26 protein-coding genes and 1 pseudogene are annotated in these 25,707 nt (G+C 73.4%); 7 read left to right on the top strand and 20 right to left on the bottom strand.

The window, feature by feature from the left end; genetic code table 11:
* A partial coding sequence (locus tag DKT69_RS27790) for a helix-turn-helix transcriptional regulator (protein ID WP_236648395.1) occupies positions 1–3,164 on the top strand: 3,164 nt, incomplete at its 5' end.
* A gap of 30 nt (positions 3,165–3,194) precedes the next feature.
* Here DKT69_RS27790 and DKT69_RS27785 read toward each other — a convergent pair.
* Positions 3,195–4,886: a DUF423 domain-containing protein gene (locus DKT69_RS27785; RefSeq protein WP_109804436.1), complete on the bottom strand. Its 1,692-nt coding sequence runs from the start codon at positions 4,884–4,886 to the stop codon at positions 3,195–3,197.
* A 60-nt stretch (positions 4,887–4,946) separates the two neighbouring features.
* The gene (lipA, locus tag DKT69_RS27780) at positions 4,947–5,993 is read right to left on the bottom strand and encodes a lipoyl synthase (RefSeq protein ID WP_201749894.1); all 1,047 of its coding nucleotides are present in this window, start codon (positions 5,991–5,993) and stop codon (positions 4,947–4,949) included.
* A 386-nt stretch (positions 5,994–6,379) separates the two neighbouring features.
* On the opposite strand from lipA, the gene aspS reads away from it, so the two are divergent.
* A complete protein-coding gene (gene aspS, locus DKT69_RS27775) occupies positions 6,380–7,666 on the top strand; it encodes an aspartate--tRNA(Asn) ligase (RefSeq protein WP_109804434.1) in 1,287 nt (428 codons plus the stop codon).
* Positions 7,667–7,777: 111 nt separating this feature from the next.
* Here aspS and DKT69_RS27770 read toward each other — a convergent pair whose 3' ends face one another.
* From DKT69_RS27770 to DKT69_RS27760, 3 genes are read right to left on the bottom strand one after another with little or no spacing between them, the layout of a single operon-like run.
* The gene (locus DKT69_RS27770) at positions 7,778–8,170 is read right to left on the bottom strand and encodes a VOC family protein (RefSeq protein WP_109804433.1); all 393 of its coding nucleotides are present in this window, start codon (positions 8,168–8,170) and stop codon (positions 7,778–7,780) included.
* A gap of 4 nt (positions 8,171–8,174) precedes the next feature.
* Positions 8,175–8,822, bottom strand: coding sequence for a lipoyl(octanoyl) transferase LipB (lipB, locus tag DKT69_RS27765; protein ID WP_109804432.1), 648 nt, complete (start codon positions 8,820–8,822; stop codon positions 8,175–8,177).
* Between the two features lie 52 nt (positions 8,823–8,874).
* On the bottom strand, positions 8,875–10,698 hold the full coding sequence (locus tag DKT69_RS27760; RefSeq protein WP_109804431.1) for a DUF6311 domain-containing protein: 1,824 nt from the start codon (positions 10,696–10,698) through the stop codon (positions 8,875–8,877).
* 249 nt (positions 10,699–10,947) lie between these two features.
* Between DKT69_RS27760 and DKT69_RS38560 the strand changes: the two are divergent.
* From DKT69_RS38560 to DKT69_RS27750, 3 genes and pseudogenes are all read left to right on the top strand, one after another.
* Positions 10,948–11,154 (top strand): annotated as a pseudogene (locus DKT69_RS38560) (extracellular catalytic domain type 1 short-chain-length polyhydroxyalkanoate depolymerase); the annotation flags it as partial.
* A gap of 2 nt (positions 11,155–11,156) precedes the next feature.
* On the top strand, positions 11,157–12,677 hold the full coding sequence (locus DKT69_RS27755) for a recombinase family protein (RefSeq protein ID WP_438361884.1): 1,521 nt from the start codon (positions 11,157–11,159) through the stop codon (positions 12,675–12,677).
* Between the two features lie 193 nt (positions 12,678–12,870).
* Positions 12,871–13,227, top strand: a complete 357-nt coding sequence (locus tag DKT69_RS27750) for a hypothetical protein (RefSeq protein WP_236648394.1) — start codon at positions 12,871–12,873, stop codon at positions 13,225–13,227.
* A gap of 45 nt (positions 13,228–13,272) precedes the next feature.
* Here DKT69_RS27750 and DKT69_RS27745 read toward each other — a convergent pair whose 3' ends face one another.
* The 5 genes from DKT69_RS27745 to DKT69_RS40695 all read right to left on the bottom strand — a co-directional run bounded on the left by DKT69_RS27745 (position 13,273) and on the right by DKT69_RS40695 (position 15,671).
* Positions 13,273–14,172, bottom strand: coding sequence for a TIGR01777 family oxidoreductase (locus tag DKT69_RS27745; RefSeq protein ID WP_109804438.1), 900 nt, complete (start codon positions 14,170–14,172; stop codon positions 13,273–13,275).
* A 137-nt stretch (positions 14,173–14,309) separates the two neighbouring features.
* Positions 14,310–14,816, bottom strand: coding sequence for a DinB family protein (locus DKT69_RS27740; protein WP_109804429.1), 507 nt, complete (start codon positions 14,814–14,816; stop codon positions 14,310–14,312).
* Between the two features lie 158 nt (positions 14,817–14,974).
* Positions 14,975–15,160, bottom strand: a complete 186-nt coding sequence (locus tag DKT69_RS41230; RefSeq protein WP_368666280.1) for a hypothetical protein — start codon at positions 15,158–15,160, stop codon at positions 14,975–14,977.
* A gap of 113 nt (positions 15,161–15,273) precedes the next feature.
* Positions 15,274–15,507 carry a hypothetical protein gene (locus DKT69_RS27730; protein ID WP_109804428.1) on the bottom strand — a complete coding sequence of 78 codons (234 nt, stop codon included), beginning with the start codon at positions 15,505–15,507 and terminating at the stop codon, positions 15,274–15,276.
* A 29-nt stretch (positions 15,508–15,536) separates the two neighbouring features.
* Positions 15,537–15,671 carry a hypothetical protein gene (locus tag DKT69_RS40695; protein WP_255420232.1) on the bottom strand — a complete coding sequence of 45 codons (135 nt, stop codon included), beginning with the start codon at positions 15,669–15,671 and terminating at the stop codon, positions 15,537–15,539.
* 311 nt (positions 15,672–15,982) lie between these two features.
* On the opposite strand from DKT69_RS40695, the gene DKT69_RS27725 reads away from it, so the two are divergent.
* Positions 15,983–16,210 (top strand): winged helix-turn-helix domain-containing protein, encoded by a 228-nt coding sequence (locus tag DKT69_RS27725; protein WP_109804427.1) that lies wholly within the window; start codon positions 15,983–15,985, stop codon positions 16,208–16,210.
* 40 nt (positions 16,211–16,250) lie between these two features.
* Here the strand turns inward: DKT69_RS27725 and DKT69_RS27720 are convergent, their stop codons facing one another.
* From DKT69_RS27720 to DKT69_RS27680, 9 genes are all read right to left on the bottom strand, one after another.
* Positions 16,251–17,744: a zinc metalloprotease gene (locus tag DKT69_RS27720; protein ID WP_109804426.1), complete on the bottom strand. Its 1,494-nt coding sequence runs from the start codon at positions 17,742–17,744 to the stop codon at positions 16,251–16,253.
* A 19-nt stretch (positions 17,745–17,763) separates the two neighbouring features.
* Positions 17,764–18,123 (bottom strand): hypothetical protein, encoded by a 360-nt coding sequence (locus tag DKT69_RS27715; protein WP_109804425.1) that lies wholly within the window; start codon positions 18,121–18,123, stop codon positions 17,764–17,766.
* Positions 18,124–18,262: 139 nt separating this feature from the next.
* Positions 18,263–18,682 carry a type II toxin-antitoxin system VapC family toxin gene (locus DKT69_RS27710; protein WP_109804424.1) on the bottom strand — a complete coding sequence of 140 codons (420 nt, stop codon included), beginning with the start codon at positions 18,680–18,682 and terminating at the stop codon, positions 18,263–18,265.
* Positions 18,672–18,941: a type II toxin-antitoxin system Phd/YefM family antitoxin gene (locus DKT69_RS27705; RefSeq protein WP_109804423.1), complete on the bottom strand. Its 270-nt coding sequence runs from the start codon at positions 18,939–18,941 to the stop codon at positions 18,672–18,674. Before DKT69_RS27705 ends, DKT69_RS27710 begins: the two co-directional genes overlap by 11 nt.
* A gap of 32 nt (positions 18,942–18,973) precedes the next feature.
* Positions 18,974–19,894, bottom strand: coding sequence for an LLM class flavin-dependent oxidoreductase (locus tag DKT69_RS27700; RefSeq protein ID WP_109804422.1), 921 nt, complete (start codon positions 19,892–19,894; stop codon positions 18,974–18,976).
* Positions 19,895–19,982: 88 nt separating this feature from the next.
* Positions 19,983–20,873, bottom strand: a complete 891-nt coding sequence (locus tag DKT69_RS27695; RefSeq protein WP_109804421.1) for an oxidoreductase — start codon at positions 20,871–20,873, stop codon at positions 19,983–19,985.
* Positions 20,870–21,403: a hemerythrin domain-containing protein gene (locus DKT69_RS27690; protein ID WP_201749893.1), complete on the bottom strand. Its 534-nt coding sequence runs from the start codon at positions 21,401–21,403 to the stop codon at positions 20,870–20,872. Before DKT69_RS27690 ends, DKT69_RS27695 begins: the two co-directional genes overlap by 4 nt.
* A 106-nt stretch (positions 21,404–21,509) precedes the next feature.
* Complete coding sequence (locus tag DKT69_RS27685) at positions 21,510–22,841, bottom strand: low temperature requirement protein A (RefSeq protein WP_109804420.1); 1,332 nt, start codon at positions 22,839–22,841, stop codon at positions 21,510–21,512.
* Between the two features lie 45 nt (positions 22,842–22,886).
* Positions 22,887–23,465, bottom strand: a complete 579-nt coding sequence (locus tag DKT69_RS27680; protein WP_201749892.1) for a TetR/AcrR family transcriptional regulator — start codon at positions 23,463–23,465, stop codon at positions 22,887–22,889.
* Between the two features lie 147 nt (positions 23,466–23,612).
* On the opposite strand from DKT69_RS27680, the gene DKT69_RS27675 reads away from it, so the two are divergent.
* Positions 23,613–24,557, top strand: a complete 945-nt coding sequence (locus DKT69_RS27675) for an SDR family NAD(P)-dependent oxidoreductase (RefSeq protein ID WP_109804418.1) — start codon at positions 23,613–23,615, stop codon at positions 24,555–24,557.
* A gap of 64 nt (positions 24,558–24,621) precedes the next feature.
* Here the strand turns inward: DKT69_RS27675 and sucB are convergent.
* A partial coding sequence (gene sucB, locus DKT69_RS27670) for a 2-oxoglutarate dehydrogenase, E2 component, dihydrolipoamide succinyltransferase (RefSeq protein ID WP_109804417.1) occupies positions 24,622–25,707 on the bottom strand: 1,086 nt, incomplete at its 5' end.

Here is a 25,707-nt window from a genome sequence, read left to right as displayed (position 1 = left end):
GTCCGGGACCGACGAGCCCGGCCGGGTCGGCGGCGGTCGACCGGACAGCCGGACCGGCCGCCACGGGGGCGGCCGGTCCGGGCCCGGCGGACGGCGACGTGCACAGCCCGGCGGGCGCCGACGGCCCGGTGCCCGGGGCGGCCACCGCCGACCGGCCACCGGTCGGCCCGGCGCCCGGGGGCACCCGGGGGCGGCCCGGGGACCGGCCGGTCGGCGGGGCCGCCACCGGCGGCCGTCATGGCATGCTCGACGGCGTGACCGTACGCGCCGCCAGCACCGTCCTCGTCGGCCGCCAGCACGAGGTGGCGGCGCTGCGCGACGCGCTCGTCCGGGCCCGCGCCGGCGAGCCCACCACCGTCCTGGTCGGCGGTGAGGCCGGTGTCGGCAAGACCCGGCTGTTGGAGGAGTTCGGCGGCCTCGCCACCGCCGCCGGGGCGCGCGTCCTGGTCGGCCAGTGCCTGGAGCTGGGCGAGGCCGGGCTGCCCTTCGCGCCGTTCGCCGCGGCGCTGCGGGAGGTGTTGCGCCGCGACGGCCGGGACGTCTTCTCCGGGTACGAGCCGGAGTTCGCCCGCCTGCTGCCGGAGCTGGCCCGGGTGCCGGCCGGGGTCGCCGCACCGACCGGCCTGCCCGTCTCGGACACCCCGCGCGGCTACCTTTTCGATCTGGTGGGCGACCTCTTCCAGCGGCTCGCCGCCGGGCAGCCCCTGGTCCTGGTGATCGAGGACCTGCACTGGGCCGACCGGTCCACCCGGGACCTGATCGGCTTCCTGGTCCGGGCGGCCCGGACCGCCCGGCTGCTGCTGGTCTGCACCTACCGCACCGACGAGCTGCACCGCGGGCACCCGCTGCGGCCCTTCCTCGCCGAGCTGGACCGCGCCCGCGGCGTCGACCGCGTCGAGCTGGGCCGGCTGGACCGGGACGGCACCGGCGCGATCCTGGCCGACCTGCTGGGCGCCGAGCCCGCTCCCCGGGCCGTCGACGACGTGCACGACCGGACCCAGGGCAACCCCTTCTTCATCGAGGAACTGGCCGCCGCGGGCGACCCGGTGGGCTGTGCCGCGCTGCCGGAGACCCTGCGTGACCTGCTGCTCGCCCGGGTGGACCGGCTGCCGGATCCGGCCCAGCGGGTGCTGCGGATCGCCGCCGCCGGCGGCACCCGCTTCGCCCACCAGCTCCTCGCCGAGGTCGCCGGCCTGCCCGAGTCGGACCTGGAGGACGCGCTGCGCGCCGCGGTGGCCGCCCAGCTCGTGGTGGCCGACCCCGACGGCGACTACGAGTTCCGCCACGCGCTGGTCCGCGAGGCCGTCCACGACGAGCTGCTCCCCGGCGAGCACGCCCGGCTGCACGCCCGCTACGCCGCGGCGATCGAGGCGCAGCCGCACCTGGTGGCCGCCGGTCGCGCCCCGGCCGAGATCGCCCACCACTGGTACGCCGCGCACGACCACCCCCGCGCCCTGGTCGCCGCCCGCGCCGCGGCCTGCGCCGCCGCCGACCGGTACGCGTACGCGGAGCAGAGCCGGCTGCTGGAACGGGTGCTGGAACTGTGGGAACTGGTGCCCGACGCCGCCGACCGGCTCGGCATGGACCACCTGCGGGTGCTGGAGGAGACCCTGGCGGCGGCCAGCACCGCCGGTGACTACAACCGCGCGGCCACCCTCACCCGCGCCGCGCTGGCCGAGGTGGACACCGCCGCCGAGCCGCTGCGTGCCGCCCGCCTGCTCCACCAGCGGGGACGGCTGCTGGCGCTGCTCGGCAAGAGCGACGGCACCGTCGAGCTGCGCGAGGCGTACCGGCTGGCGGCCGAGGTGCCGGACGGCCCGGAGCGGGTCGGACTGCTCGCCGACATCGCCGCCCACCTGGTGAAGATCGATCCGGTGCAGGCCGCCTCGGTGGCCGCGGAGGCGATGACCGCGGCCGAGCAGATCGGCGTGGACGTCGCGCTGCTGCCCACCCGGATCGCCCTGCTCTGTCGCACCGACAAGGCCCCCGACCTGGGACTGGCCGAGCTGCGCCGGGCGGAGGCCGTGGCCCGGGCCACCGGCAACGCCCCCGCCCTGGTCAGCGCCCTGGTGCACCTCTCGGACGTGCTGTTCGAGCTGGGCTGCTACGCCGAGTCGGAGCAGGCCGCCGCCGCCGGGGTGAGCGAGGCGCGCCGGGTCGGGATCAGCCGCTCCACCGGGGCGTACCTGCTGTCGAACCGGGCGGAGGCGCTGATCGCCCTGGGCCGCTGGGATGAGGCCGACGCGGCCTGCGCCGAGGCGGCCCGGATCGACCCGCCCGGCGTGTCCGGCCTGCACTGGCTCCAGCTCCGCGCCGGGCTGCGGCTGGCCCGGGCGCACCCGGCCGCGGACGAGCTGGTCGGCCGCGCGCTGGCCTTCCTCGCCCGGCCGTACCTCTGGCCGAACCACCGGCTGCCGCTGCACGAGCTGCGCGTCGAGGCGGCGCTCGCCGCGGACGACAAGCTCGCGGCGGTACGGGCGGCCCGCACCGCCCTGGCCGACGAGCGCCTGCCCGACCTGCCCCGGGAGGGGTGGCCGGTGCTCAGCGCCGTCGCCCGGGCCGCCGCCCTGGCCGGGGACGCCGGCCTCGGCGCGGAGGTGTCCACGGTGGCCGCCGCCCTGCCCGCCCGCTATCCGGCGGAGCGGGCGCACGCCGCCCAGGTCACCGCGATCCTGGCGACCGGTGGCGCGGCGCTGCCGGCCTGGCAGGCAGCGGTCGAGGCGTGGCGGGCGTGCGGGCAGCCGTACCCGCTGGGTCGGGCGCTGCTCGGGCTGGCCGAGGCGGCCGCCGCGGCCGGGGAGCGGGACGCGGTGGCCGCGGCGGTCCGGGAGGCCGCGGACCTCGCCGCCCGGCTCGGCGCGACGCCGCTGGCCGAGCAGGCCGCCGTCCTGGCCCGCCGGGTCGGGCTGCGCGGCGGTGGCCGTCCCGGCCCGGACCTGCTGACCAGCCGGGAGCAGGAGGTGCTGCGGTTGGTCGCCGAGGGGCACAGCAACAGCCGGATCGCCGAACGGCTCTTCATCTCGCCGAAGACGGCCAGCGTGCACGTCTCGCGGATCATCGCCAAGCTGGACGTCACCAACCGGGTCGAGGCCGCCGCGCTGGCCCACCGGCTCGGCCTGCTGGACCGTCCCACCGCGACCGTCCCGCCGCCGCGCGCCCGGTAGCCACCCGGGCCGTCGGCCGCGCGCCGGTGGTCAGCGGCGCGGCAGGTAGACCCGCCAGCCCTCGACCGTGACCACGTCCAGCTCACCGCGGTCCGGCCCCAGTCGCTGGTCGAGTCGGACGGCTAGCGGCGAGCCGACCGGCGCGACCCAGCCCGCGCCCGGGTCGGCGTCCACCGCCCGGCGGTACGCGGGGTACCGGTCGAAGCCGGGACGCAGCTCGTCGTCGACCACCGCGCAGAGCACGTCCTCCCCACTGGCGAAGGTGAGCCGGTTGCACGTCCAGTAGCCGGCGCGGACGTGCCGTACGCCCAGCTCATCGAGGGTGGCGACCAGCGTGCGGTGCCGGTCGGCCTCGGCGTGCGTGGCCGGCACGGTCCGGACGGCGGCGGCGGTGGCGACGGCGGCCGTGCCGAGCAGGGCGGCCAACACGGCGACGGCGGCGATCCGGGGCACTCCGCGGCCGCCGCGCGTCGCTGCGCGGAGCGGCCACAGCAGGGCCGGGGTGGCGACCGCCAGACAGGACAGGTAGCGGGCACTCTCCACCGGGGTACGCCCGGCGGCGCTGCTCGCCACGTACGCCCCCAGCACCGCCGCCGCCCCGACGACCAGTGCCAACCGCACCGCCGCCGACACCGCTGACGGCGGCGGCGTGGCTGACGGCGACGGTGCGGCCGGCGATCCCGCCGGCGGCGGCACGGACCGGGGTGGTCGGGCCGGCGGCGGGACGGACATGGGTGGTCCGGCCGGCGGCGCGGGCGATGCGGCCGGGCGGAGGGCGCGCCAGGCGGAGAGGCCGGCGAGCGCCAGCAGGACGGGGAACGCGAGGGCCCACCAGAGCTGCCAGGTGGCGCAGTGGCCCGGGGAGCAGAAGCCCATGCCGAGCGGCGGGCCCAGCACCAGCCCGCCGTGCAGCCGCTCGCCCCAGCCGGCCGCCGCGTCCCCGCCGCTGGCGGCGAGGACGGCGGTGAAGGGGTCCCGTCCGTGCCGGAGGCTGTCGAGCAGCATCGGCGCCGCGCCGAGCAGGAGGGCCGCCACCGTCACGATGCCGGCCCGGCCGGCGAGTTCCCGCCGCCGCCACGCCACCAGCACCGCGCCGGTGCCGGCGATGTACGGCAGCAGCAGCGGGTCGACCCAGAGCATCAGCCCGGAGATCAGCCCCCAGGCCGCCCAGCGGGGCAGCCGGGCGTCCGGCCGGCCGGTGCAGAGGTCCAGGGTGAGCAGGGCCAGCCCGACGCCGGCCGGGTTCAGCTCGGGGTAGCCGCCGCCGGCGATCAACTGGTTCTTGACGATCCGGTCGGAGCCGAGCGCGAGGAAGCCGACGATCAGCAGGGCGAACCAGCGGTCCCCGCCGAGTCGCCGGGTCAGCCGCCAGACCAGGAGGAGGAAGAGCGCGTAGAGCGCGAGGGTGGGCAGCCGCAGGGCGAGCACCGACGGCCCGGTCAGCGCGAGCAGCGGCGCGGCCAGGTACGCCTCGAGCGTGCCCATGTACGCCTGCCCGTAGAACCAGACCGGGAAGTCCTGGCCGCGGGCGATGTGCAGGGCGGCGAGCCCCATCGTCGCCTCGTCGCTGTTGGCCGGCGGCGCGTCGGCCAGCAGCAGGGCGAGCCGGTAGCCGACGCCGGCGACGCCGACGAGCAGGGCGAGCAGCGCCGGCAGCCGGGGACGCCGGGGCGTACGCGGGCGGGCTGCCCCGCGCGGCTCCTGGCGTACCCGGGCGGTCATGCCTGTGATCATGGCATCCGGGCACCGGCGGACGGCCGGTGACGCGGCATCTCCCCGGCCTCAGCCGGCGGCGACGATCCCCTCGCGGGCGTCCAGGGCCTGCTTGTAGAGCCGCCCGGCGCGGTACGACGAGCGGACCAGCGGGCCGCTCATCACGCCGGCGAAGCCGATCTCCTCGGCCTCCTCGCGCAGCTCGACGAACTCCTCCGGCTTGACCCACCGGGTCACCGGGTGGTGCCGGGGGGAGGGGCGCAGGTACTGGGTGATGGTGATCAGCTCGCAGCCGGCGTCGTGCAGGTCGCGCAGCGCCTGCGACACCTCGTCCCGCTCCTCGCCCATGCCGAGGATCAGGTTGCTCTTGGTGACCAGGCCGTCGGCGCGGGCCTGCCGGATCACGTCGAGGGACCGCTCGTAGCGGAACGCCGGCCGGATCCGCTTGAAGATCCGCGGCACCGTCTCGACGTTGTGCGCCAGCACCTCGGGGCGGGAGCTGAACACCTCGGCGAGCTGCTCGGGGACCGCGTTGAAGTCGGGGATCAGCAGCTCGACGCCGCAGCCGGACTGCAGAGCGTGGATCTGCCGGACCGTCTCGGCGTACAGCCAGGCGCCGCCGTCCGGCAGGTCGTCCCGGGCCACGCCGGTGATGGTGGCGTAGCGCAGCCCCATCGCGGCGACGGACTCGGCGACCCGGCGGGGCTCGTCGGCGTCGAACTCGGCCGGCTTGCCGGTGTCGATCTGGCAGAAGTCGCAGCGCCGGGTGCACTGGTCGCCACCGATGAGGAAGGTGGCCTCCCGGTCCTCCCAGCATTCGTAGATGTTGGGGCAGCCGGCCTCCTGGCAGACGGTGTGCAGCCCCTCGCGCGAGACCAGCCCGCGCAGTTGCGTGTACTCCGGGCCCATCTTGGCCTTGACCTTGATCCACGGCGGCTTGCGCTCGATCGGCGTCTCGGCGTTGCGCGCCTCGATCCGCAGCATGCGCCGCCCCTCGGGGGCGACCGTCGCGGTGCGTGCAGCCTGCTCAGTCGTCGGCGCGGAGTGCTCGATCGTCACAAAACCGAGCCTACGCCCGACGGTGGCCGTCGATGAACGTCGGGCGACCGGCGTCACGCCGTAGATGTTGTGACACCGGACACCGAGGGCCGAAAAATCGTCGTCACACCGGCCCGGTCCGGTGCTAGCCTGCCCGGCAGAGCTGTGACGGAGCCGAGTAGCGCACCGATCCGCCAGCGCAGAGAGCCGCCGGTTGCTGGAAGGCGGTCTGGCGCCGGGGCGCGAAGACCCTCCCGAGCTGCGGGAAGAACGGCGCGTCCGCGCCCAGTAGAGCCCGCCCGGCTGGCCCCGGTCATCAGGCGACGAACGAGGCCCCCGTTCGCGGGGGCGAAGGTGTGGTGGCACCGCGAGGTTCCCGCTCGCCCACACCTCCCGGGGCTGAGGCGATGCTTCGCCGCCCAAGGGCGGCGCAGGCGTTGCGATCGACCGAGGAGCAGCCCACTATGCACCGCATCCTGTCCTCCCAGCTCACCCACCATGTCGGCGCGACCGTGCGGATCGCCGGCTGGGTGCACCGCCGCCGGCTGCTCAAGTCGGTGGCCTTCCTGATCGTGCGGGACGCCGCCGGCCTGGCCCAGGTGGTGGTCACCGACCCGGCCGCCCGCGCGGCGCTGGAGCAGCTCACCGAGGAGACGGTCGTCGAGGTCACCGCCACGGTGGCCGCGAACGCCGCCGCGCCCGCCGGGGGGGTCAGCTCGACCCCGGCGGTACGTCCGCTCGGCCCACCCGCCGTGCCGCCGCCGTTCGACCTGTACCGGCCGGCGCTCACCGCCACCCTGCCCACCCAGCTCGACAACGCCCCGACCGCGCTGCGCCACCCGACCCGGTCGGCGGCGCTGCGGATCTCCGCGGCGGCGGTGGCCGGCTTCCGGGCCACCCTCGACGCCCGCGACTTCGTGGAGATCCACACCCCGAAGGTGGTGGCCTCGTCCACCGAGAGCGGGGCGAACGTCTTCGCGCTGGACTGGTTCGGCCGGCCCGCGTACCTGGCCCAGTCGCCGCAGTTCTACAAGCAGCTGATGGTCGGCGTCTTCGAGCGGGTCTACGAGGTCGGGCCGGTGTTCCGGGCCGAGCCGCACGACACCGTCCGGCACCTGGCCCAGTACACCTCGCTCGACGTCGAGCTGGGCTTCGTCGCCGACCACCGGGACGTCATGCGGGTGCTGCGGGACACCCTGGCCGGGATGCTCGGCGCGGTGACCGAGCGGGCGGGCGGCGCGCTGGCCACGCTGGGGATCGAGGCGCCGCAGGTGCCGGCCGAGATCCCCGCCGTGCACTTCACCGAGGCGCTGAAGATCGCCGGGGCGCCGGCCGACGAGCCGGACCTCGCCCCGGCCCACGAGCGGGCGCTGGGGGAGTGGGCCCGGCGGGAGCACGGCTCCGAATTCCTCTTCGTCACCGGGTACCCGATGGCGAAGCGGCCCTTCTACACCCACCCCGACCCGGCCCGGCCCGCGTACTCCCACGGGTTCGACCTGCTCTTCCGCGGCCTGGAACTGGTCACCGGCGGGCAGCGGCTGCACCGGTATGACGACTACCTCGCCGCCCTGGCCGCGCGCGGCGAGCCGGTCGAGCCGTACGCCGGCTACCTGGACGCCTTCCGGCACGGCATGCCGCCGCACGGCGGTTTCGCGATCGGCCTGGAACGTTTCGTCGCCCGGCTCACCGGCGCCGCGAACGTCCGCGAGGTGACCGCCTTCCCCCGCGACCTGCACCGCCTCACCCCCTGACCGTCCCGTTCCGTCCTCGTCCGGTTGACCATGAAGTTGTTGCCATGACCCGCCGACAGGGCGGACAGCAACTTCATGATCACCGGGGCGAGGTGGGGTGGGGTGGGGTGGTCAGGCGGGGCCGAGGAGGTCCCAGGGGTTGCCGGCGAGGTCGCGGAAGACGGCGACCCGCCCGTACGGCTCGGTGCGCGGGGGCTTCACGAACTCGACGTTCGCCTCCCGCATCCGGCGGTAGGTGGCCTCGAAGTCGTCGACCTGGAGGAAGAAGCCGACCCGACCGGCGGTCTGGTCGCCGACCGCCGCCTCCTGCCGCTCGCCGTCGGCGCGGGCCAGCAGCAGCCCCGTCCCGCCGCCCGGCGGGCGGACCACCACCCAGCGCTTCGGCCGCCCGTCGTTGGTGAGCGAGGGCTTGTCCTCGACCAGCTCGAAGCCGAGCACCTCGGTGAAGAAGTCGATGGCCGGGTCGTAGTCGGCGACGACCAGGGTGACCAGATCGATGCGCACCCGGTCAGCCTTCGAGCGTGACCAGGGTGGGCAGGTGGCGCTCGACCACCGGGAGCACGTCGGCGACGGTGACCGGGCGGCCCAGCTCGGCGGTGAGCGAGGTGGTGCCCGCGTCCCGGATGCCGCAGGGGACGATCCGGTCGTAGTACGACAGGTCGCAGTCACAGTTGATCGAGAAGCCGTGCTGGGTGACGCCGCGGGCCACCCGGATGCCGATGGCGGCGACCTTGCGGGCCGGGCCGCGGTCGTCCTCCGGCACCCAGACGCCGCTGCGCCCCTCGACCCGGCCGGCGGCCAGCCCGAACTCGGCGCAGACGTCGATCAGCAGCTGCTCGGTGCGGCGCACGTACGCCACCACGTCCACCGGGTCGGGCAGCTTGACGATCGGGTAGCCGACGAGCTGCCCCGGCCCGTGCCAGGTGATCTTGCCGCCGCGGTCCACGTCGACCACCGGGGTGCCGTCCATCGGGCGGTCCCACGGCTCGGTGCGCTTGCCGGCGGTGTAGACGCTGGGGTGCTCCAGGAGCAGCACCGTGTCGCCCTGTTCGCCGGCCACCACGGCCTCGTGCAGCCGGCGCTGCTCGTCCCAGGCGGCCTGGTAGTCGAGGAGCCCAGCCCGAACGGCGGTCAAACCGGAAGTCGTCACGCTCACCCGTCCACCCTAGCCCCGCCGCCCGCCGGTGAGCTGCGTGAGCCTCGTCGCGTCAGGCCGGCGGGACCTTCCAGAGCCAGACGTCGTCGACGCGTTGCGGGGGGCCGAGCAGGTCGGTGGCGGTGCGGCGCAGGGCGTCCTCGTCGATGTCGTACTTCGCGCCGTGCACCCGGTCGGGCAGGACCACCGCCTCGACGTGCCAGTAGCGCAGGTCGGCCAGGGACTCCTTGATGCTGCCGTCGGTGATGATCGGGACCAGGCCGGTCCGCCCGGCCTGGTCCATCAGCGAGTCGAAGGTGCGCGGCGGCGGCCCGATCCGGCCCCGGCCGTGCGGGCCGCCGGGGCCGAGGAAGAAGCCGGCCGGGATGCGGAACTCGCCCTGCCGGTGGGCCAGCGCGTACGCCTGCCAGCGCTGGCCGTCCGGCGTCACGTCGACGGTCAGCGGCAGCGGGGTCAGCACGCCGCCGGGGGAGACGTGCTGCTTCCAGGTGCCGGCGGTGATGAACGCCGGGATCGGCTCGCGCAGGCTGGTCAGCAGCGGGGTGGGCAGCAGCGGCAGGAGCGCGGCGGCGAAGCCGAGCGCCCAGGCCAGCTCGGTGGAGCGGTGCCGGGGCGGCGCGGCGCGCAGCCGGTCGACGGTGTACGCCAGCAGCAGTCCGATCACCGGCGCCACGACCAGCGCCAGCCGGGAGGGCAGCGCCGCGTTGACCACCGGCAGGTTGTCGAGCACCCCGAACGGCAGCAGCTGGTCGGTGCGCCGGCCGTTCCACTTGGCCGTCGGCCCCCAGGAGAGCACCGCGAAGACCACCGCGGTCACGGCCAGCGCCCAGAGGGTGGCCCGGAACGCCCGGTCGGCGCGCCGCCACAGCAGGACGAAGCAGGCGACGGCGAGCAGCAGCAGCGGGATGCCGAAGAACGAGTTCTCCTCGGTCGGGTTGGGCGCCAGCGAGCTGCCCAGCCCGGCCCACCCGGCGAGCGACCGGCGCGGGTACGACCCGTACGCGGCGATGTCCTCGGAGTGGATGAACGGGTCGAAGCCGGTGCCGTGGAAGCGCTGCGGACCGGCGAAGTGCAGCCAGAGCGGGTACGCCAGCAGCACCCCGGCGACCAGCGCGGTGACCCCGAGTCCACGCAGGAAGGACGGCAGCGCGGCCCGGACCTCGGCCCGCCGGGACGGCTGCACGGCCCAGACGCCGAGGAAGAGGGCCAGCGCGAGGGCGGTGAAGAAGAGCCCCTCGGCGGCGATCGAGAAGGCGACCGCCACCAGCACGCCGAGCAGCACCCCGCCGCGGATCGCGTTGCCGGGGCGGCGCAGCGCGAACACGCCCTGGATCAGCAGCGGCACCAGCCAACCGGCGGTCCAGTTCAGGTGGGCGTTGGCGTGCGACACCATGGCCGGGCAGTAGCCCATGAAGAGCGCGCCGACCGCGGCGGCCAGCCGGCTGCGCACCAGGTGCCGGCTGAGCAGCCAGTACCAGGCCAGCGCGGTGGCGGCCAGGTTGAGGGTGAGGATCACCAGGAACGTCGCGGGCGGCCCGATCAGGTACGTCAGCGGCGCGAAGACCCAGGCGTACACGGTGATCGAGGTGTTGACCGCGAGGTTCGCCCCGTCCGGCACGTTGATCAGGTGGGTGAAGAGCGGGTTCTCCCCGTGGGTGAGCGAGTGCCCGCCGAAGGCCAGCAGCCACTCGAAGAGGGCCTGGTCGCTGGAGTTGACGGTGATCGCCCGGGTGTTCGGGTCGCGCCACATGCCGCTGGTCACCCAGATCGCCAGGGCCAGCGCGGCCAGCACCATGATCAGGTCGGCGCGGCGGTCCCGGGCGACGGGCGCGGACCCGGACGAGGGGTCCGTGGCCAGGGACGGGGAGGTCGGCACGCAGCGGACGTTACCAACCGGACCGGGACACGCCGGTCAGACACGAAACCTCACTTCGCCACGTCAACTCCGGCCATATCTCGGAATCGACAAATGTGGTTGCCTCGGCCATGTCGGCGAGGTGAAACACGGACGTAACGTCTCGGCAACTCGGGGGTGATCCAGTTCACATTTCCGCAAACCGGGAGGTCGCCGTGCCCCCGCTCCTCGTCCCTCCGCACCCGGCTCGCCGGGGCTGCCGCCGCGGTCATGCTGGCCGCAGCCGCCGCGCTCGCCGCCGCCCTGCCCGCCCGGGCCGCCACCCTCACCCAGGTGACCGGCTTCGGCTCCAACCCCGGCAACCTGAGCATGTACGCCTACCGCCCGGACGGCCTGCCGGCCAACGCGCCGGCCGTGGTGCTGCTGCACGGCTGCACCCAGAACGGCGCGGTACCCGCTACAGTGTCGGCGTGGAAGAACTGACCCCCGCCAGCGCGTACGTCCGTATCAGTGTCCTAACTGAAGAGTCCGACAGCCTGGCCCGCCAGGAGCACGCCATACGCCAGTTCGCAAAGCTGCGCGGGTTCGACGTGGTGGAGGTCCGCCGGGATGAGGGCGTGTCCGGCGTCGCGAAGGTTCGGCCCGCCTATGAAAAGTGGCTGGACGACGCGCGGTCGGGCCGGGCGAAGGTCCTCCTCGCCTATCACATGGACCGGGTCAGCCGGGGCGGGCTGGTCGCGCTGGCTTCCCTCCTGACGGTCCTCGACGCGACGGGGGCCCGCCTTATGACGGTCGCGGACGGGACCGATAGCGACTCGCCCGCGTTCCGACTCACGGCGGCGGTCGTCGCCGAGGTCGCGTCGGCGGAACACAAGTCGATCCGGCGGCGGGTCACGGACCGGCACGCCTCGGACCGGCGTAACGGCTACTGGACCATGCCGCGTCCCTTTGGCTACGTGGTCGAACGGGGCCGGCTGGTTCCGCACCCGGCCGAGGCCCCGATTGTCCGGACGCTGGTCGAACGGGCCACCGACGGGGAGTCCCTGCGCGGGCTGGCGGCCTGGTTGACCGCCGAGGGCGTCCCGACGTCGCGGGGCGGCGACGCATGGGGGATGACCAGCATTCGCCGGATGCTTCGTAACCCGGTCCTGGCGGGCTGGTATCCCCACAATGGGCAGGCGGTCCGGGACGACGAAACCGGCGAACGGGTCAGCGTGTCCGACGCGCCCATCCTGACCCCGGCCGAGTGGGTCACCCTGCAGGCTGCCCTTGACGCCCGCGTGAAGACCGGGCCGACGGGCCGCCTAGTCCCGGCCGTGGGCGGCGAACGCAAGCACGAACTATCCGGCCTCCTGTGGCACTCCTGCGGCTACACGCTGGCCTATAACTCGCCCCGGGGCCGCCAGCGAACCGGGCGGTTCGGTTGCGGGCGCAACGGGGCTAACCGGAACGCCTGCGCCGGGATTTGGGTCAACGAGAAAACCGCCGAAGAGTGGGCCGAGCATGCGGTTATGACTCGCCTCGCGGCCCTCGAACCGGGGTCGGATGCCTTCGAAGCGGTCGCGTCCCGGTGGCTGGCCCGTATGGACCCGACCGACGACGCGGAACGGCGCGCGGCCCGCGAAGCGGTCACCGTCGCCGAGGCGGAGGCGGCCGATTTGGAAGCGGCCCGGTACGAACGCGGGGAGTTCCCGGGGCCCGCCGGGCTGACCCGCTGGCAAAAGTTGTATAACCGGGCCCTCGCCCGACTGGACGCCGCTAACACGGTCCTGGGGGCCTTCCCGGACGTGACCGACGTCGGCGGCCTGGCCGACCCCGCGATCCTGGCCGAGGCGCTGCACGGCGGCGGCCGGGCGGCCCGCCGGGACCTCTTTACCCTCGTACTCGACCGCGTGACGGTCGACCGGGCCGAGGGCGCGGGCCGTGTCGGCCTCGGGGGACGGACCCCGGCCGACGGGTTCGTGTTCGTGCCGACCTGGGCGGGGGAGGGCGACGCCTGACAGGCCCCAGGACGCGAAAGAGGCCCGCACCCATCACGGGGCGGGCCTCTTCCGTTCGTCTGGACGACGACGAGGACCGGGACCGTATCCTCGGCCCGGACACCGACCGGGACCGGGACCGGAACCGGAACCGGGAGTAGCGACTGGGGAAGCCCCCGGCTACCGGATCAACTCCGGCGGCCGGGGGCTCGGGATGGGGCACGGCACTCCGGTCGATCCGGGCTCGGCGGCCGACCAGTGCGGCACCGCCACGTCGTACTTCCTGGACACCATCTGTTCGACGTACCGGGACGCGCTCTTCTTCGGCCTCGACGGCGGGGTCACGCCCAGTCCGACGGCCACCGCCACCCCCAGTCCCACGGTCTCCCCGACGACCGCCCCGGTCTGCGTCACCGCCAGCAACTATGCGCACGTGACCGCCGGCCGCGCCTACCAGTCCGGCGGCTACGCCTACGCCCTCGGCAGCAACCAGAACATGGGCCTGTACAACACCTTCTACACCAGCACCCTCAAGCAGACCGGGCTCAACTACGGGGTCATCGGCTGCTGATCCGGCTGGCGCAGCGGTTCCCTGCCCGGCAGGGGACCGCTGCGCTCATTCCGTCAGCGCGGCGTGCAGGGCGGATGGCAGGTCGGGGTGGCGGTACTCGAAGCCGGCCTTCGTGAGGACGGCGGGCAGGACGCGGGTGCTGGCGAGGATGTCCTGGGCGAAGCCGCCGAGGGCCACCTTCAGGGCCAGCGCGGGGATCGGGAGGATCGCCGGTCGGTGCAGCTGGCGGGCCAGCTCCCGGGTGAACTCCGCGTTGGTGGCCGGGTCCGGGCCGACCCCGTTGACCGGGCCGGCGATGTCGTCCCGCTCCAGCAGGAACGCCGACGAGTCCAGCCAGTCGCGCAGCGAGATCCAGGACCACCACTGCCGACCGCTGCCCAGCCGCCCGCCGAGGCCCAGCTTGATCGGGCGCAACTGCGGCTGGAGCATCCCGCCGTCGCGGTGCAGCGGCAGCCCGGTGCGTAGCCGCACCACGCGTACGCCGGCGTCCTCGGCCGGTCGGGTCGCGGCCTCCCAGACCCGGGAGACGTCGGCCAGGAAGCCCTCGCCCGCCGGGGCGTCCTCCTCGACCGTCCGGTCGCCGGTGTCGCCGTACCAGCCGATGGCAGAGGAGTTGAGCAGCACCGAGGGGCGGTCCGCGGCGGGCAGCCCGGCCATGGTGATCGCGAGGGTGGTGGTGGTGTCCACCCGGCTGGACCGGATCAGGTTCTTGTAGTCGTCGCTCCAGCGTTTGTCGCCGACCCCGGCGCCGGCGAGGTTGACCACCGCGTCGGCCTCGGCCACCACCGCCGGGTCGAGCTGCGCGGCGGAGGGGGTCCACTGCCGCTCGTCTGGGGTGCGCGGCGGCCGGCGGACCAGTCGGGTGACCTGGTGCCCGTCGGAGGTGAGCCGGTCGACCAGCCGGGTGCCGAGGAAGCCGGACGAGCCGGCCATCAGGATCCGCATGACCATATCTTCGGCCACGGACCCCGTCCTGGATCCGTTGCCTAGAAACCCGGCGGTCGCGGCTTTCGCTGCTGACCGCCCGGAAGAAGATGGCTGCTCGTGCGCTGTGGAGCTGATGACGTGGATGAATCAGCCCGTCACTCGCCGGTCTGGCCGTCGATCGCCTCGCGGATGATGTCGGCGTGGCCGAGGTGGCGGGCGTACTCGTCGATCATGTGGGTGAGCACCCACCGCAGTGAGTGTTCCCGCCCGGTGTCGAAGGACCGGCCGACCGCCTCCAGCGGGCGGTCGGCGGCGATCCGCCGGGACACCTCGACCTCCGCCCGCCAGATCGCGAAGGTCTCCTCACCGGTGGTGCTGTCGACGTCGTTGAAGTCCTCGTCGCGGTCGTCGGTGCGGGTGAACAGGCTGCCCGGGAAGTTCCCGTCGATGACCGCCTGGAAGTACCACCGCTCGACCGTGGCCAGGTGCCGGACCAGGCCGAGCAGGGAGAGGTTGGACGACGGCACCGCCCGCCGGCGAAGCTGCTCGTCGGTCAGGCCGGCGCACTTCCGCACCAGCGCATGGCGCTGGTAGTCGAGAAAGGTGTCCAACAGGGTGCGCTCATTCGCCGTGGGCGGCAGCGCGAAACGTTCATCGATCACCTGTCGGATCGTACGTTAGTTCGATAGCCTCGCTGCCCCTGCAGGGCGGCTCGCCTAGCTCGGGCGACGTACCGCTCGCACCGTCTACCGCGTAGTGCTACGAAGTGCTACGAAGTGCTACAATGTGCGCCGCTCGGGAGTGGCGGCCGAGCTCGTCACTAGTGCTGTCTCCCCGGCCCTGGGATGGGGCGTTGGGGCGAGCCGCGGGTCGGCCGGCGGGGGATCGCCCAGCCGAGGAATCGGGCGAAGAGCTGGCCCGGCTCGGGCCCGTCGTGCGGGTGCAGGGTGTGCAGGTGGCCGGCTGCGTCGTGCAGCATCCCGCCCAGGTAGACCAGCAGCGCCACCCGGTCGTCGGCGTACTCCCTGAGCAGGGTGAGGCGGGCCGTCGCGCACGGTCAGGGGGCGGCGCAGGCCCGGCAGAGCCAGAGTGGGCGCAGCGCCACGTGCGGCGGCCCGCTCACCATCGGCCGCCGTTGGCCCGCCAGGACTGCGCCGGGGTGAGCCGGCCGACCCGGCCGACCTGCGGGTTCGCCCGGGTCGCCTCGTCCCACCAGCGGGTGTTCCGCGGCGGGGCGGGTGGCTCGGTCGGCACCGAGGCGTGCCGATCCTGGCAGGCGGTCCAGCGCAGGCCGCACGAGCACCAGCGCCGCCCGCCCCGCCAGGTCCGCCGGTGACGGGGCGCGAGCGGCACCAACTTCGCGTTCCTTCGCGGCCACATCGTCAGCACCACCGATCCGGTACGCGCACCTGCTGCTCGCGGCGCACCACCAGCTCGTCAACCACCTCGTCGGGCAGGCCGCGCGACCGCAGCACCCTCTCCACCGCGTCCACCGGCTGGGCGAGCACAGGCTGCACGCTGTTACGCCTCTCTCCTCGTGCGGCGCCGAGACGGGCGGGGTCGGCCGGTGCGGCCGGAGCCCGGCGCCCGCCCCGGGCCTGCTCACGGGCCCGCCGACACCAGGTCGCGGGCAGGGGTGGCACCCGGCCGACTACCGGGGGAGTGGCCGGCCGGGTGGTTCCACATGACGACCAGCTCCGGGTTTGCAGACCAGGGAGCCGGTCAGGACGAACTTTGTCAGACAAGACTAGTAAAGTCAACGGACTACTCCTTACTTGTCTCGTAAAGTGGGTTGTGATCAAATGGCGGTGCAGACCAGGGAGTCAAAATGCCCGCCAAAGCCAAGTGGGCGCAGCTTGCGGATCACATCCGCGAGCAGATCGCGTCCGGAGAACTCGCACCCGGTGACAAGCTGCCATCCACTGCTCAATTGAAGGACGAGCACGGCGTCTCAGCGGGCGTCGTGCGTCAGGCGATCCTCGTGCTTCAGATGCAGGGGGTCGTCGAGGGCGTGCATGGCGTAGGCGTGTTCGTCGCCGAGCGGGTCGAAAGCTGAGGCGGCGGCAGTTCGTGCTGCCGCCGCCGTTGCCTGCCGGCTACCCCTGCCGCCCCACGGTGCCGCCGCGGACCGTCGCCGGGCTTACCCCGATGACGACCGGTCGGGCGCCCAGGCACTGGGGCGCGAAGTGCGCCACGATGTAGTCCCACGCCGCCTTCGCCTCGTCGAAGGTGAACGTCGGCTCGCCGTCGAGGTAGACGCTCAGGATCGTGCGGGGGATCAGGTACCACTTCCGCCACCAGGTGTTGGTCTTCGGCGAGTACATGATCCGGTCCACCCCGTCGGTGTGGCAGAGGCCGAAGGTGTGCCCCAGCTCGTGGATCGGCACGTACTTCCAGATCTGGTCCGGCGTGTTGTCGATGAAGGTGACGCCGGAGGTGTTCTTGCCGCTCAGCCCGCAGGCGCTCTCGTGCAGGTTGTTGGCCAACCCGCGCAGGGTGTCGGTGTAGCGGAAGACCCCGACGGCGACCGGGTGGCAGAGGTCGGCCGTCGCCCCGTCCGGGTCGGTGGTCTTGTCGTGCCGGCCGATCACGTCTTTTAGGAACCGGGTCAGCGCGGGGTGTGCGTCGGGTCGGTCGTACCCCTTGTGGACGATGTGGTCGGGGTCGGTGACCTCGCGGGTCTCCTGGTCGAAGTCCAGCATCAGCGCGAGTTCGCGCCCCTTCTCGCGGGCCGTGGCGACCTTGGTGTCCAGCGCGCCGTCGCGCATCGGCAGCACGATGAACGCCGGCCCCTGCGCGCCCCGCGAGTTGAGGTAGGTGTCCAGTTCGTCGGCGGAGATGGGGTTGTCGAACTCGCCGCCGCCACCGCCACCCAGGACGGTCCCCTTCTTGAGGGTCTTGTACCGCTTGCGGTTCCAGAACCCCTCGGGGAACTCGAAGCCGCAGAGCTCCCGCAGGTTGATCGCGCCCTGCTCGTGCAGCACGACCAGGTTGGGCACGGCCGGTTCGCGCGGCGAGGGGGTCTCCGAGTCCAGCGTCGTCCGGTACGCGGTGCCGTGCAGGCGCAGCCCGAACGCGCCGTGGTCGAGGCGGATCGCCTCCTTGATCTCGGTCAGCGTGTCACCGGAGTACTTCGCCTCGAGCAGGCCGCGCACGTATCGGCGCAGCCGCTCCCGGTTGATCTCCTCGATGATGTAGTCGATCGTGTCGCCAAGGAACACGATGCGGGCCAGCCGGATGATCCCCAGCACCAGGCCGATCACTGCCCGCAGCAGCCCGTCGAGGATCCGCCGCCAGTCGAGCGTGACGATGCCGATGACCACGTCCCAGAGCCCGGCCGCGATGTCGACCACCGCCTCGACGACCACCCCGACGAGCTTGCACACCGTCCGGACCACCCACTTGCCGACCTTGACGATCACCCAGCGGACGACCTTCACGAAGTATGTGACGAACCAGCAGACCCAGCCGCGCGGGTCGTACCACGGGTAGTCCTTGCACTTCTTCTCCTGCCGTTCCTCCCACTCCTCGACGGGCTTGGAGACCTCCTCCTCGACCCATTCGGTGATTTCGGTGCAAACGAGTGCCATGAGAGATCCCCCCTCAGAGTCAGGAAGCCGCGCGCAGCGCGCGCAGTCGAAGAAGCAGGCGCCGCCGGCTCCAGGACAGCCCGAGGAGCTTGCCGGCGACCGCCGCCGCGAGGCAGCCGAGCACGGCCGCGGCGACGGCTCGGCCACCGCTCGGCCCGATCACGAGGACGCCGGCCACGGCGGTGACGAGGGCCAACGCACCCCAGTCGCAGCCGCAGTCGTTGAACAGGCGGCGGATGGTCGCTGCCGTACGCTCGCGCTCCGTCGCGTCGAGCCCGGGCAGTGTGACGGTGACCCGGTCGAGGTGGGGGCGCCGGAGCAACGAGACCAGCGCCTCCGCCCGATCGAGATCCGCGCGATCAGCGATCTCGATGTGCATGACGGTGTCACCTTCTAACTGACACCCTGACTGTGAGCGTGGTCGACCGCCAGGTCAACGCATCTTTCAGCTACCCGACTGTGGGCTGCGGCGCGAGACCGGACGGGTGCGACCGGAATCTCGCCCAGTAGGCCGTCGGCTACTTCGGGCGGCTCACCGCTCGCACGGTCACGAGGTCGTCAAGCCCGGTGAAGTCTGCATGGTTGGTGGTGTAGAGCGGCAGGCCGTGAGTGTGCGCCACCGAGGCGATCATGAGGTCGGCGATTCGGCGACGGGTACCCCGCCCGGTGGCGAGCACGGCGGCGGAGATGAGACCGAACGCCCGCGCGGCCTCGGCGTCGAACGGCAGCGGCTCGAATGTCGATTCGACATGTTGGAGGACGCTCATCCGGCGTGCGCGTTCCCGCGAGTCGTCGGTGTGGTGCGGTCCGGCGGAAAGCTCCGCGAGGGTCACCGCGCTGATGACCATTTCGTCAGGTAGTTCGGCGGGATCCAGAGCGGCGAGGTGGATGACGATGTTGGTGTCGATCAGGCCTCGAAGGGGAAGCTCACCACTCACGGTCGAATGGGTCCTGTCCGATCGCCTCGTCTATGTCACGACGGAACCTGGCCTCGTCGAGTACTGGAGACGTCGCGAAGGCTGCCATGACTTCGGTACGGGGAACGAAGGTGCGTCGCCGGATCGGGATCAGCCGGCCGATCGGAGTCCCGTTGCGGGTGATCGTGAAGGATTCGCCGCGTTCAACTCCGCGCATGATCGCGCCAGAGTCATTCCGCAGCTCACGCTGGGTGATCTCACGAGAAGCATGCTCCGCCACAGCAGCAGTTTAGCCGGATGTGCTACAAGGTGCTACACAGCTTGCAAAAGGGGAAGCAGTGGTCCGAGCTGGTCGACGGCGTCGGTGCGTACCACGAAGCGAGTGATGCCCCAGCGGTGCCGGTGGGCCGCGACCGCCGTGACGATCTCCTCCGCCGTGCCGATCAGGACGAACGGGGTGGCCAGCAGCTCGGCGACGGTCAGCCCGGTGTCGGCGGCCGTCTTCGCGGCGGCGGCCTCGGCGTCGTCGGTCACCGCCACCTGCTGGACCAGGGCCTCCAGCGCGGGCGGCTCGGCCCGGCCGGCGGCCCCGGCCGCCACCTGCGCGAGCTGCGCGTCGATCTGGTCGGCCCGCCACCGCACGTCGTGGGCGTGCCCGTCGGCGAGGGTACGGCCGAAGCCGGTCAGGCCGACCACGTCGGCGTGCGCGCCGGCCCAGCGCAGCAGTGTCGAGTTCGCCGTACCCATGGTGAGCGGGACCCGGTCCTGGACGGGCCGCGGCTCGGTCAGGCGGGCCGCGTGGGCGACCAGCTCCGGAGTGTCGACGCTGACCTCCCCGCCGGCCAGCAGGTCCCGGACGGCCTCCGCGACGGCCACGCAGCGGCGTACCCGGGCGGCGACGTCGGGCCGCTCGCGGCCGACGGCCCGCCATTCGGCGGGGGTGTGGCCCGCGCCGAGGCCGAGGCGGGCCCGCCCGCCGGAGACCATGTCCAGGGTGGCCACGTCGGTGGCGAGCAGGATCGGCTCGCGGACGCCGGCGTTGGAGACGTACGAACCGAGGCCGAGCGTGGAGGTCACCGCCGCGGCGGCGGCCAGCGAGACGAACGGCGACGCGCCGTGGCCGGGGTGGTCCGCGGCCAGCAGGGCGTCGAAGCCGGCGGCCTCCAACCGGCGGGCCAGGTCGAGCCAGCTCGCGGCGTCGGCGGGACGGGCCTGGACCGAGAAGATCGCCATCGGCCCAGCATCCGGCGTCCGCCGCGACGCGGCCAGCCCGGACCCGCCGATTCTGCTGACCGGCGAATCCGAGCCCGACCGGCGAGGCTCAGGCGGACTGGTGCACGGCCTCCAGCCGGGCCAGGTCGTCCTCGGTGAGGCGCAGGCCGCCGTCCGCCACGTTCTGGGTCAGGTGCTCCGGGTTGCCGGTGCCCGGGATGGCCAGCACGTTCGGCCCGCGGTGCAGCGTCCAGGCCAGCCGGACCTGGGCGGGGGTCACCCCGTGCGCCCGGGCGACGGCCCGGACCTCGTCGTGCTCGGTGCCGCTCGCGCCGGCCTCGCGCCCGCTGGTGGCGAGCGAGAAGAACGGCACGAACGCGATCCCCTGCGCCGCGCAGTCCCGCAGCAGCTGGTCGTGGCCCGCGCGGTAGCCGAGGCCGTACGAGTTCTGCACGCAGACCACCGGCGCGACGGTCTGCGCCTCGGCGACCTGGTGCGGGCGGACGGCGGAGACGCCGAGGTGGCGGATCAGCCCGGCATCCCGCAGCTCGGCGAGCGCGCCGAAGTGCTCCGCCAGCGGCTCCGGGCCGTACACCCGGAGGTTGACCACGTCGAGGTGGTCCCGGCCGAGCTGGCGGAGGTTCTCCTCGACCTGGCCGCGGAGCTGGTCCGGACGGGCCATCGGCAGCCATTCGCCGGACAGGTCCTTGCCCGGCCCGACCTTCGTGACGATCACCAGGTCGTCCGGGTACGGGGCCAGCGCCCGGTTGATCAGCTCGTTGGCCGACCGCAGCGGCGAGAAGTAGAACGCGGCGGTGTCGATGTGGTTGACGCCCAGCTCTACCGCCCGGCGCAGGACGGCGACGGCCTGGTCCCGGTCGCTCGGGCTCCCGTCGGCGTTGCTGGTCAGCCGCATGGCGCCGAAGCCGATCCGGTTGACCGTCAGGTCGCCCAGGCGCCAGGTGCCCGCCGTCGCGGCGGTGATCGTGTCGGTGGTCATCGTGTCTCCGTCCCCCTCGGAATTGTGGTCGACATCCCGTCATCGGGCAGTGGGACGCCGAGCAGTTCCACGGTGTCGCCGGCCCTCCGGTTCACCGCGTCGAGCGCGGCGACCAGTTTCTTCTCCTCGTAGGTGAAGTGCGACTCCAGCAGCGCGGCGAGCCCGTCCAGCTCGGCGCGGACCGCCGCCCGGGCGGCGGCCGGGCCGGTCGTCAGGTCCTCGATCCGGCGCAGGATGCCCGCCACCATCCGGTGGTCCTCCGCGAGTTCGGCGAGGACCGGACGCAGCGCCGGCTCCCGTTCGGCGAGAACCCGGAACGCGCCGCCGTCCTCGCCGCCGTGATGCCGGGTGAGTGCCGCGCAGAAACCCAGGCAGTGGGCGCGCAGGTCCTCAGACGACCGGAGGTCGGCACCGGGGGAGTCGAGGCTCGTACGGAGCCGGGCCAGCTCCTCGCGGAGCCAGAGGTGGATCTCGATCAACTGGTTGCCGAGGGCGGTCAGCCGCCCGTTCGGCTCGTGGGATGGGTGCACATGGTCCCCTGCTGTCCCGCGCCTCCATGCCCACGGCGGTCTCCGTGCCGGGCGCACCGCGACGCTGGGCCGACGATACGCGGTCCGTCCGCCGGCCGCCGTCCCGTTAGGTCGACGGCTCGCCGGGTTCCGGCTCGTGCCAACGGGCCCGCCAGGCGGCCTCGCGCGTCTCGTGGGTGGTCCGTTCCTCGACGACGACCTCGTGCAGGGCGTCGCGGGCCTCGCCCATGGTCAGCACCTCCAACGCCACCAGCCCCACGCAGATGGCGGTCAGCAGCGTGAGGGCGGCCAGTCCCGGTAACCGACTGGCGATCGGGATGCTCACGGCCAGGGCCAGTACGGTGCCCACCCGGATCCAGGACAGCGTGTGCAGCGTGCGGAGCTGGAACAGCATGTTGCCGCAGAAGTAGCAGATCACCCCGCCGAAGAGCAGCGCCACGCTGGGACCGTGCGCGCGTTCGGTCAGCGGAATGTGCGGATCCGCGATCTCGTGCACGATCCGCTCGGCGCCCAGGGCGAACAGGATGATCCCGGCGATCATCGGCAGGTAGAGGTAGGCGTACGCGTCCCGGGCCATCGCCACCCGGGGGCGTCCCTCGGCAGCGTGGAGGGCGATCCGGGCGGCCGGCCCCACCCAGTCGTAGTGCGCCCACCACAGGGCGGCGGTGAAGACGATGCCGAGGACGGCGGCGGCGACGGCCGGCCAGGTCGGCGGCTGACCGAGCAGGTTGCTGCCGACACCGACCGAAATGACCGACTCGCCCAGGGCGATGATCAGGATGAGGTCGTACCGCTCGGTCCAGTGCTCCGCGGAAGTGACGCGCCAGCCCCAGGTGCCGGCGAGGAGCCCGCTGCCGTACTGCAGCACCACGACGGTCGCCCACAGCCCGTCGCGGGTCAGCGCTGCCCGGCCGGGATCCTGGAGCTGCGCCGGGATCAGCGCGGCGGCGAGCAGCAGGACGGTGCTCAGCACCAACTCCGGGGCGAACCGGAGCAACTGCCGGCGCTCCTCCGGGTTGTCCCGGACGACGTGCCGGTAGAGGGCAAAGTGCACCAGGCGGATGATCACGTAGCTGCCCGCCGCCACCATGGGCCCGGCGGCGTTCTCCCCGGGGTCGCGGAACGCCTGCGGCAGCGCCAGCGCGAAGGTGAAGAGCGCCGCCATGCCGACCACCATCAGCACCGGGACGAAGCCCTCGCCGAGCCGGACCCGGGTGGCGACCACGCTGTGCACCACCCAGGACCACCAGAGCACGGCGAGCACCAGCAGGGCGTGCAGCAGGTTGGTGCCGTTGATGTCCAGGGCGGTGGCCCGGGTGATGATGAAGAACGAGAAGACGAAGACCAGGTCGAAGAAGACCTCAAAGCGGTCCACCCGCGCGCCGGGGGCGACGGCGACGGCGGGCCCCAACCGTCCGCGCCCCCGTTTACCGCTCACCGGTCGAGTCTCCCAGCGCCCGGACGGCTCCGGTTCGGAATCCGCTCAGCCCGTGGCGCGGTGCCGCAGGCCGTCCATCAGCAGGTCGAGCAGTCGGCCGGCCTGTTCGCGCTGCTCGGGTTCGCCGGCGACCAGGGAGACCCCGCTCAGGCCGGCGAGCACGTCCGTGGGCGCCACGTCGGCCCGGACGGTGCCGGCCGCGCCGCCCGCCTCCAACAGCAGGCCGAGCGCGGCGACCAGGCGGTCCCGGCTGTGCGCGTACGGGTTGGCGCCGGAGGCGATGACCAGCCGGAGCGCGTCCGCCATGCCCCGCTTGGTGGACAGGTAGTCGATGAAACGGTCCATCCAGGCGCGCACCGCCCGGTCCGGCGGCAGGCCGGCCAGCAGCTCCGGCGCGGCGTCGCAGAGCTTGGCCAGCTCGTTGCGGTAGGCCGCCTCGACCAGGGCCTCCCGGGTGGGGAAGTGCCGGTAGAGGGTGCCGATGCCGACCCCGGCCGCTCTGGCGATCGAGTCGAGCGTTACCTCCGGCCCGCCGTGGGAAAACGCGCGTACCGCTGCGTCCAGCAGCCGCTGCCGGTTGCGCAGCGCGTCGGCGCGCAGCGGTCGGGGGCCGGGGTCCGGCACGTCTCCTCCTCGGGGCGACCGGCCGAGGCGCGGCCGGGTTGGCGAACGGAGGAGCCTCCGGTTAATCTCGACCGTAACGGAGGATCCTCCGATTCTCATCGTAGCGGCCGGACCGGGCGTCCGCGTCGCCACCGACAAGGATGGATCATGACCACCAGCACACCCGTCACCACGCCGTACTCCCGGGAGACCACCGCGATGGAGGTGGTGCGCGGCATCGACCTCACCGGGCGCCGGGCCGTCGTCACCGGCGGCGCGTCCGGGATCGGGGTGGACACCGCCCGCGCGCTCGCCGCCGCCGGGGCCGACGTCACGCTCGCCGTCCGCAACATCGACGCCGGCCAGCAGGCCGCCACCGACATCACCGGCACCACCGGCAACGACCGGATCCTGGTGGCCCCGCTGGACCTCGCCGACCTGGCCTCGGTGGCCGCCTTCGTCCGGACCTGGGACGGACCGCTGCACATCCTGGTCAACAACGCGGGCATCATGGCCTCGCCCGAGATGCGCACCCCGCAGGGCTGGGAGATGCAGTTCGCCACCAACCACGTGGGCCACTTCGCCCTGGCCACCGGGCTGCGCCCGGCCCTGGCCGCGGCCGGCGGGGCCCGCATCGTCTCGGTCAGCTCGGCCGCCCACCTGCGCTCGCCGGTGGTCTTCTCCGACATCCACTTCCGGCAGCGGCCGTACGACCCGTGGGAGGCGTACGGGCAGTCCAAGACGGCCAACGTGCTCTTCGCGGTCGAGGTCAGCCGGCGCTGGGCCGACGACGGCATCCTCAGCAATGCGCTCATGCCGGGCGCGATCCGGACCAACCTCCAGCGCTACCTCAGCGAGGAGGAGCTGGACCGGATGCGGTCGCAGAGCGGGGGCGGCGCCGCGTACTGGAAGAACACCGAGCAGGGCGCGGCCACCTCGGTGCTGGTCGCCGCCTCGCCGCTGCTCGACGGCGTCGGCGGGCGGTACTTCGAGGACGTTCAGGAGGCCGGGCCGAACCAGCCCGGCACCCGCACCGGATACGCCCCGTACGCCCGCGACCCCGAGGCCGCCGAGCGGCTCTGGCAGGTCTCCGAGGAGCACCTGCGCGGCTGACCGGCCCGGAAACGGCGAAAGGGCACCCCGGTCACCTGGACCGGGGCGCCCTTTCGCGCGGGTGTTACAGGCCCAGCTCGGCCTCGAAGTTGCCGGCCTCCAGCCGCTCCTTGACCGCGACCAGGAAGCGGGCGGCGTCGGCGCCGTCGATCAGCCGGTGATCGTAGGACAGGGCCAGGTAGACCATCGAGCGGACCGCGACGACCTCGCCCAGCTCCGGGTCGTTCACCACGACCGGACGCTTGACCACGGCACCCGTGCCGAGCATCGCCGACTGCGGCGACGGCACGATCGGCGTGTCGAACAGGGCGCCCCGGCTACCGGTGTTGGTCAGCGTGAACGTCGCACCGGCGATCTCGTCCGGGCTGATCTTGTTGGTCCGGGTGCGCTCGGCCAGATCGGCGACCCGCTTGGCGATGCCGCCCAGGTTGAGATCGCCGGCGTTGTGGATGACCGGCACCAGCAGGCCCCGCTCGGTGTCCACGGCGATGCCGAGGTGCTCCGCGTCCGGGTAGGTGATCGTCCCCGCCGCCAGGTCCATCCGGGCGTTGACGATCGGGTACGCCTGCAGCGCCTCGACGGCGGCAAGTGCGAAGAACGGCAGGAAGGACAGCTTCACACCGTGCCGCTGCTGGAAGGAGTCCTTCGCCTGCGCCCGCAGCTTGGCGATTCTGGTGACATCCACCTCGATCACCGTGGTGAGCTGCGCCATCTCGTGCAGCGACTCCTGCATCCGCTTGGCGATCGCCGTGCGGATCCGGGTCAGCTTCTCGGTGGTGCCCCGCTTGCCGCTCGGCTGCGGCTTCGCGGCCGGCTTGGCCGGAGCGGGCGCTGCGGCGGCCGGCTGCGCGGCCGGGGCCGGCGCGGCCTTGGCCGCCTTGGCCTTCTCCGCCGCCTCCAGCACGTCCTGCTTGCGGATCCGGCCGCCGACGCCGGTCCCGTTGACCGAGGAGAGGTCCACGCCGTGCTCGCTGGCCAGCTTCCGCACCAGCGGGGTCACGTACCCGGCCGCCTCCTCGCCGCCGCCCGGCGCCGGGGCGGTCGGCCGCTGCGGGGTGGGGGTCGGCGCGGCTGGCTGGGCCGCCTGCTCGGCCTTCACCGGCTGGGCGGCGACCTCCGCCTCGGCCGCCGGCTCGTTGTACGACAGGCC

It is taken from the genome of Micromonospora sicca (assembly GCF_003172935.1).
GTDB classification, from domain to species: Bacteria; Actinomycetota; Actinomycetes; order Mycobacteriales; family Micromonosporaceae; genus Micromonospora; species Micromonospora sicca.
This window is presented reverse-complemented; position numbering and strand designations above follow the sequence as displayed.

Coding starts and splice junctions, on each gene's coding strand:
- DKT69_RS27785 (WP_109804436.1), bottom strand. CDS start 4,886: ATGACCGCCCGGGTACGCCAGGAGCCGCGCGGGGCAGCCCGCCCGCGT.
- aspS (WP_109804434.1), top strand. CDS start 6,380: ATGCACCGCATCCTGTCCTCCCAGCTCACCCACCATGTCGGCGCGACC.
- DKT69_RS27750 (WP_236648394.1), top strand. CDS start 12,871: ATGGGGCACGGCACTCCGGTCGATCCGGGCTCGGCGGCCGACCAGTGC.
- DKT69_RS27745 (WP_109804438.1), bottom strand. CDS start 14,172: ATGCGGATCCTGATGGCCGGCTCGTCCGGCTTCCTCGGCACCCGGCTG.
- DKT69_RS27725 (WP_109804427.1), top strand. CDS start 15,983: ATGCCCGCCAAAGCCAAGTGGGCGCAGCTTGCGGATCACATCCGCGAG.
- DKT69_RS27720 (WP_109804426.1), bottom strand. CDS start 17,744: ATGGCACTCGTTTGCACCGAAATCACCGAATGGGTCGAGGAGGAGGTC.
- DKT69_RS27715 (WP_109804425.1), bottom strand. CDS start 18,123: ATGCACATCGAGATCGCTGATCGCGCGGATCTCGATCGGGCGGAGGCG.
- DKT69_RS27700 (WP_109804422.1), bottom strand. CDS start 19,894: ATGGCGATCTTCTCGGTCCAGGCCCGTCCCGCCGACGCCGCGAGCTGG.
- DKT69_RS27695 (WP_109804421.1), bottom strand. CDS start 20,873: ATGACCACCGACACGATCACCGCCGCGACGGCGGGCACCTGGCGCCTG.
- DKT69_RS27675 (WP_109804418.1), top strand. CDS start 23,613: ATGACCACCAGCACACCCGTCACCACGCCGTACTCCCGGGAGACCACC.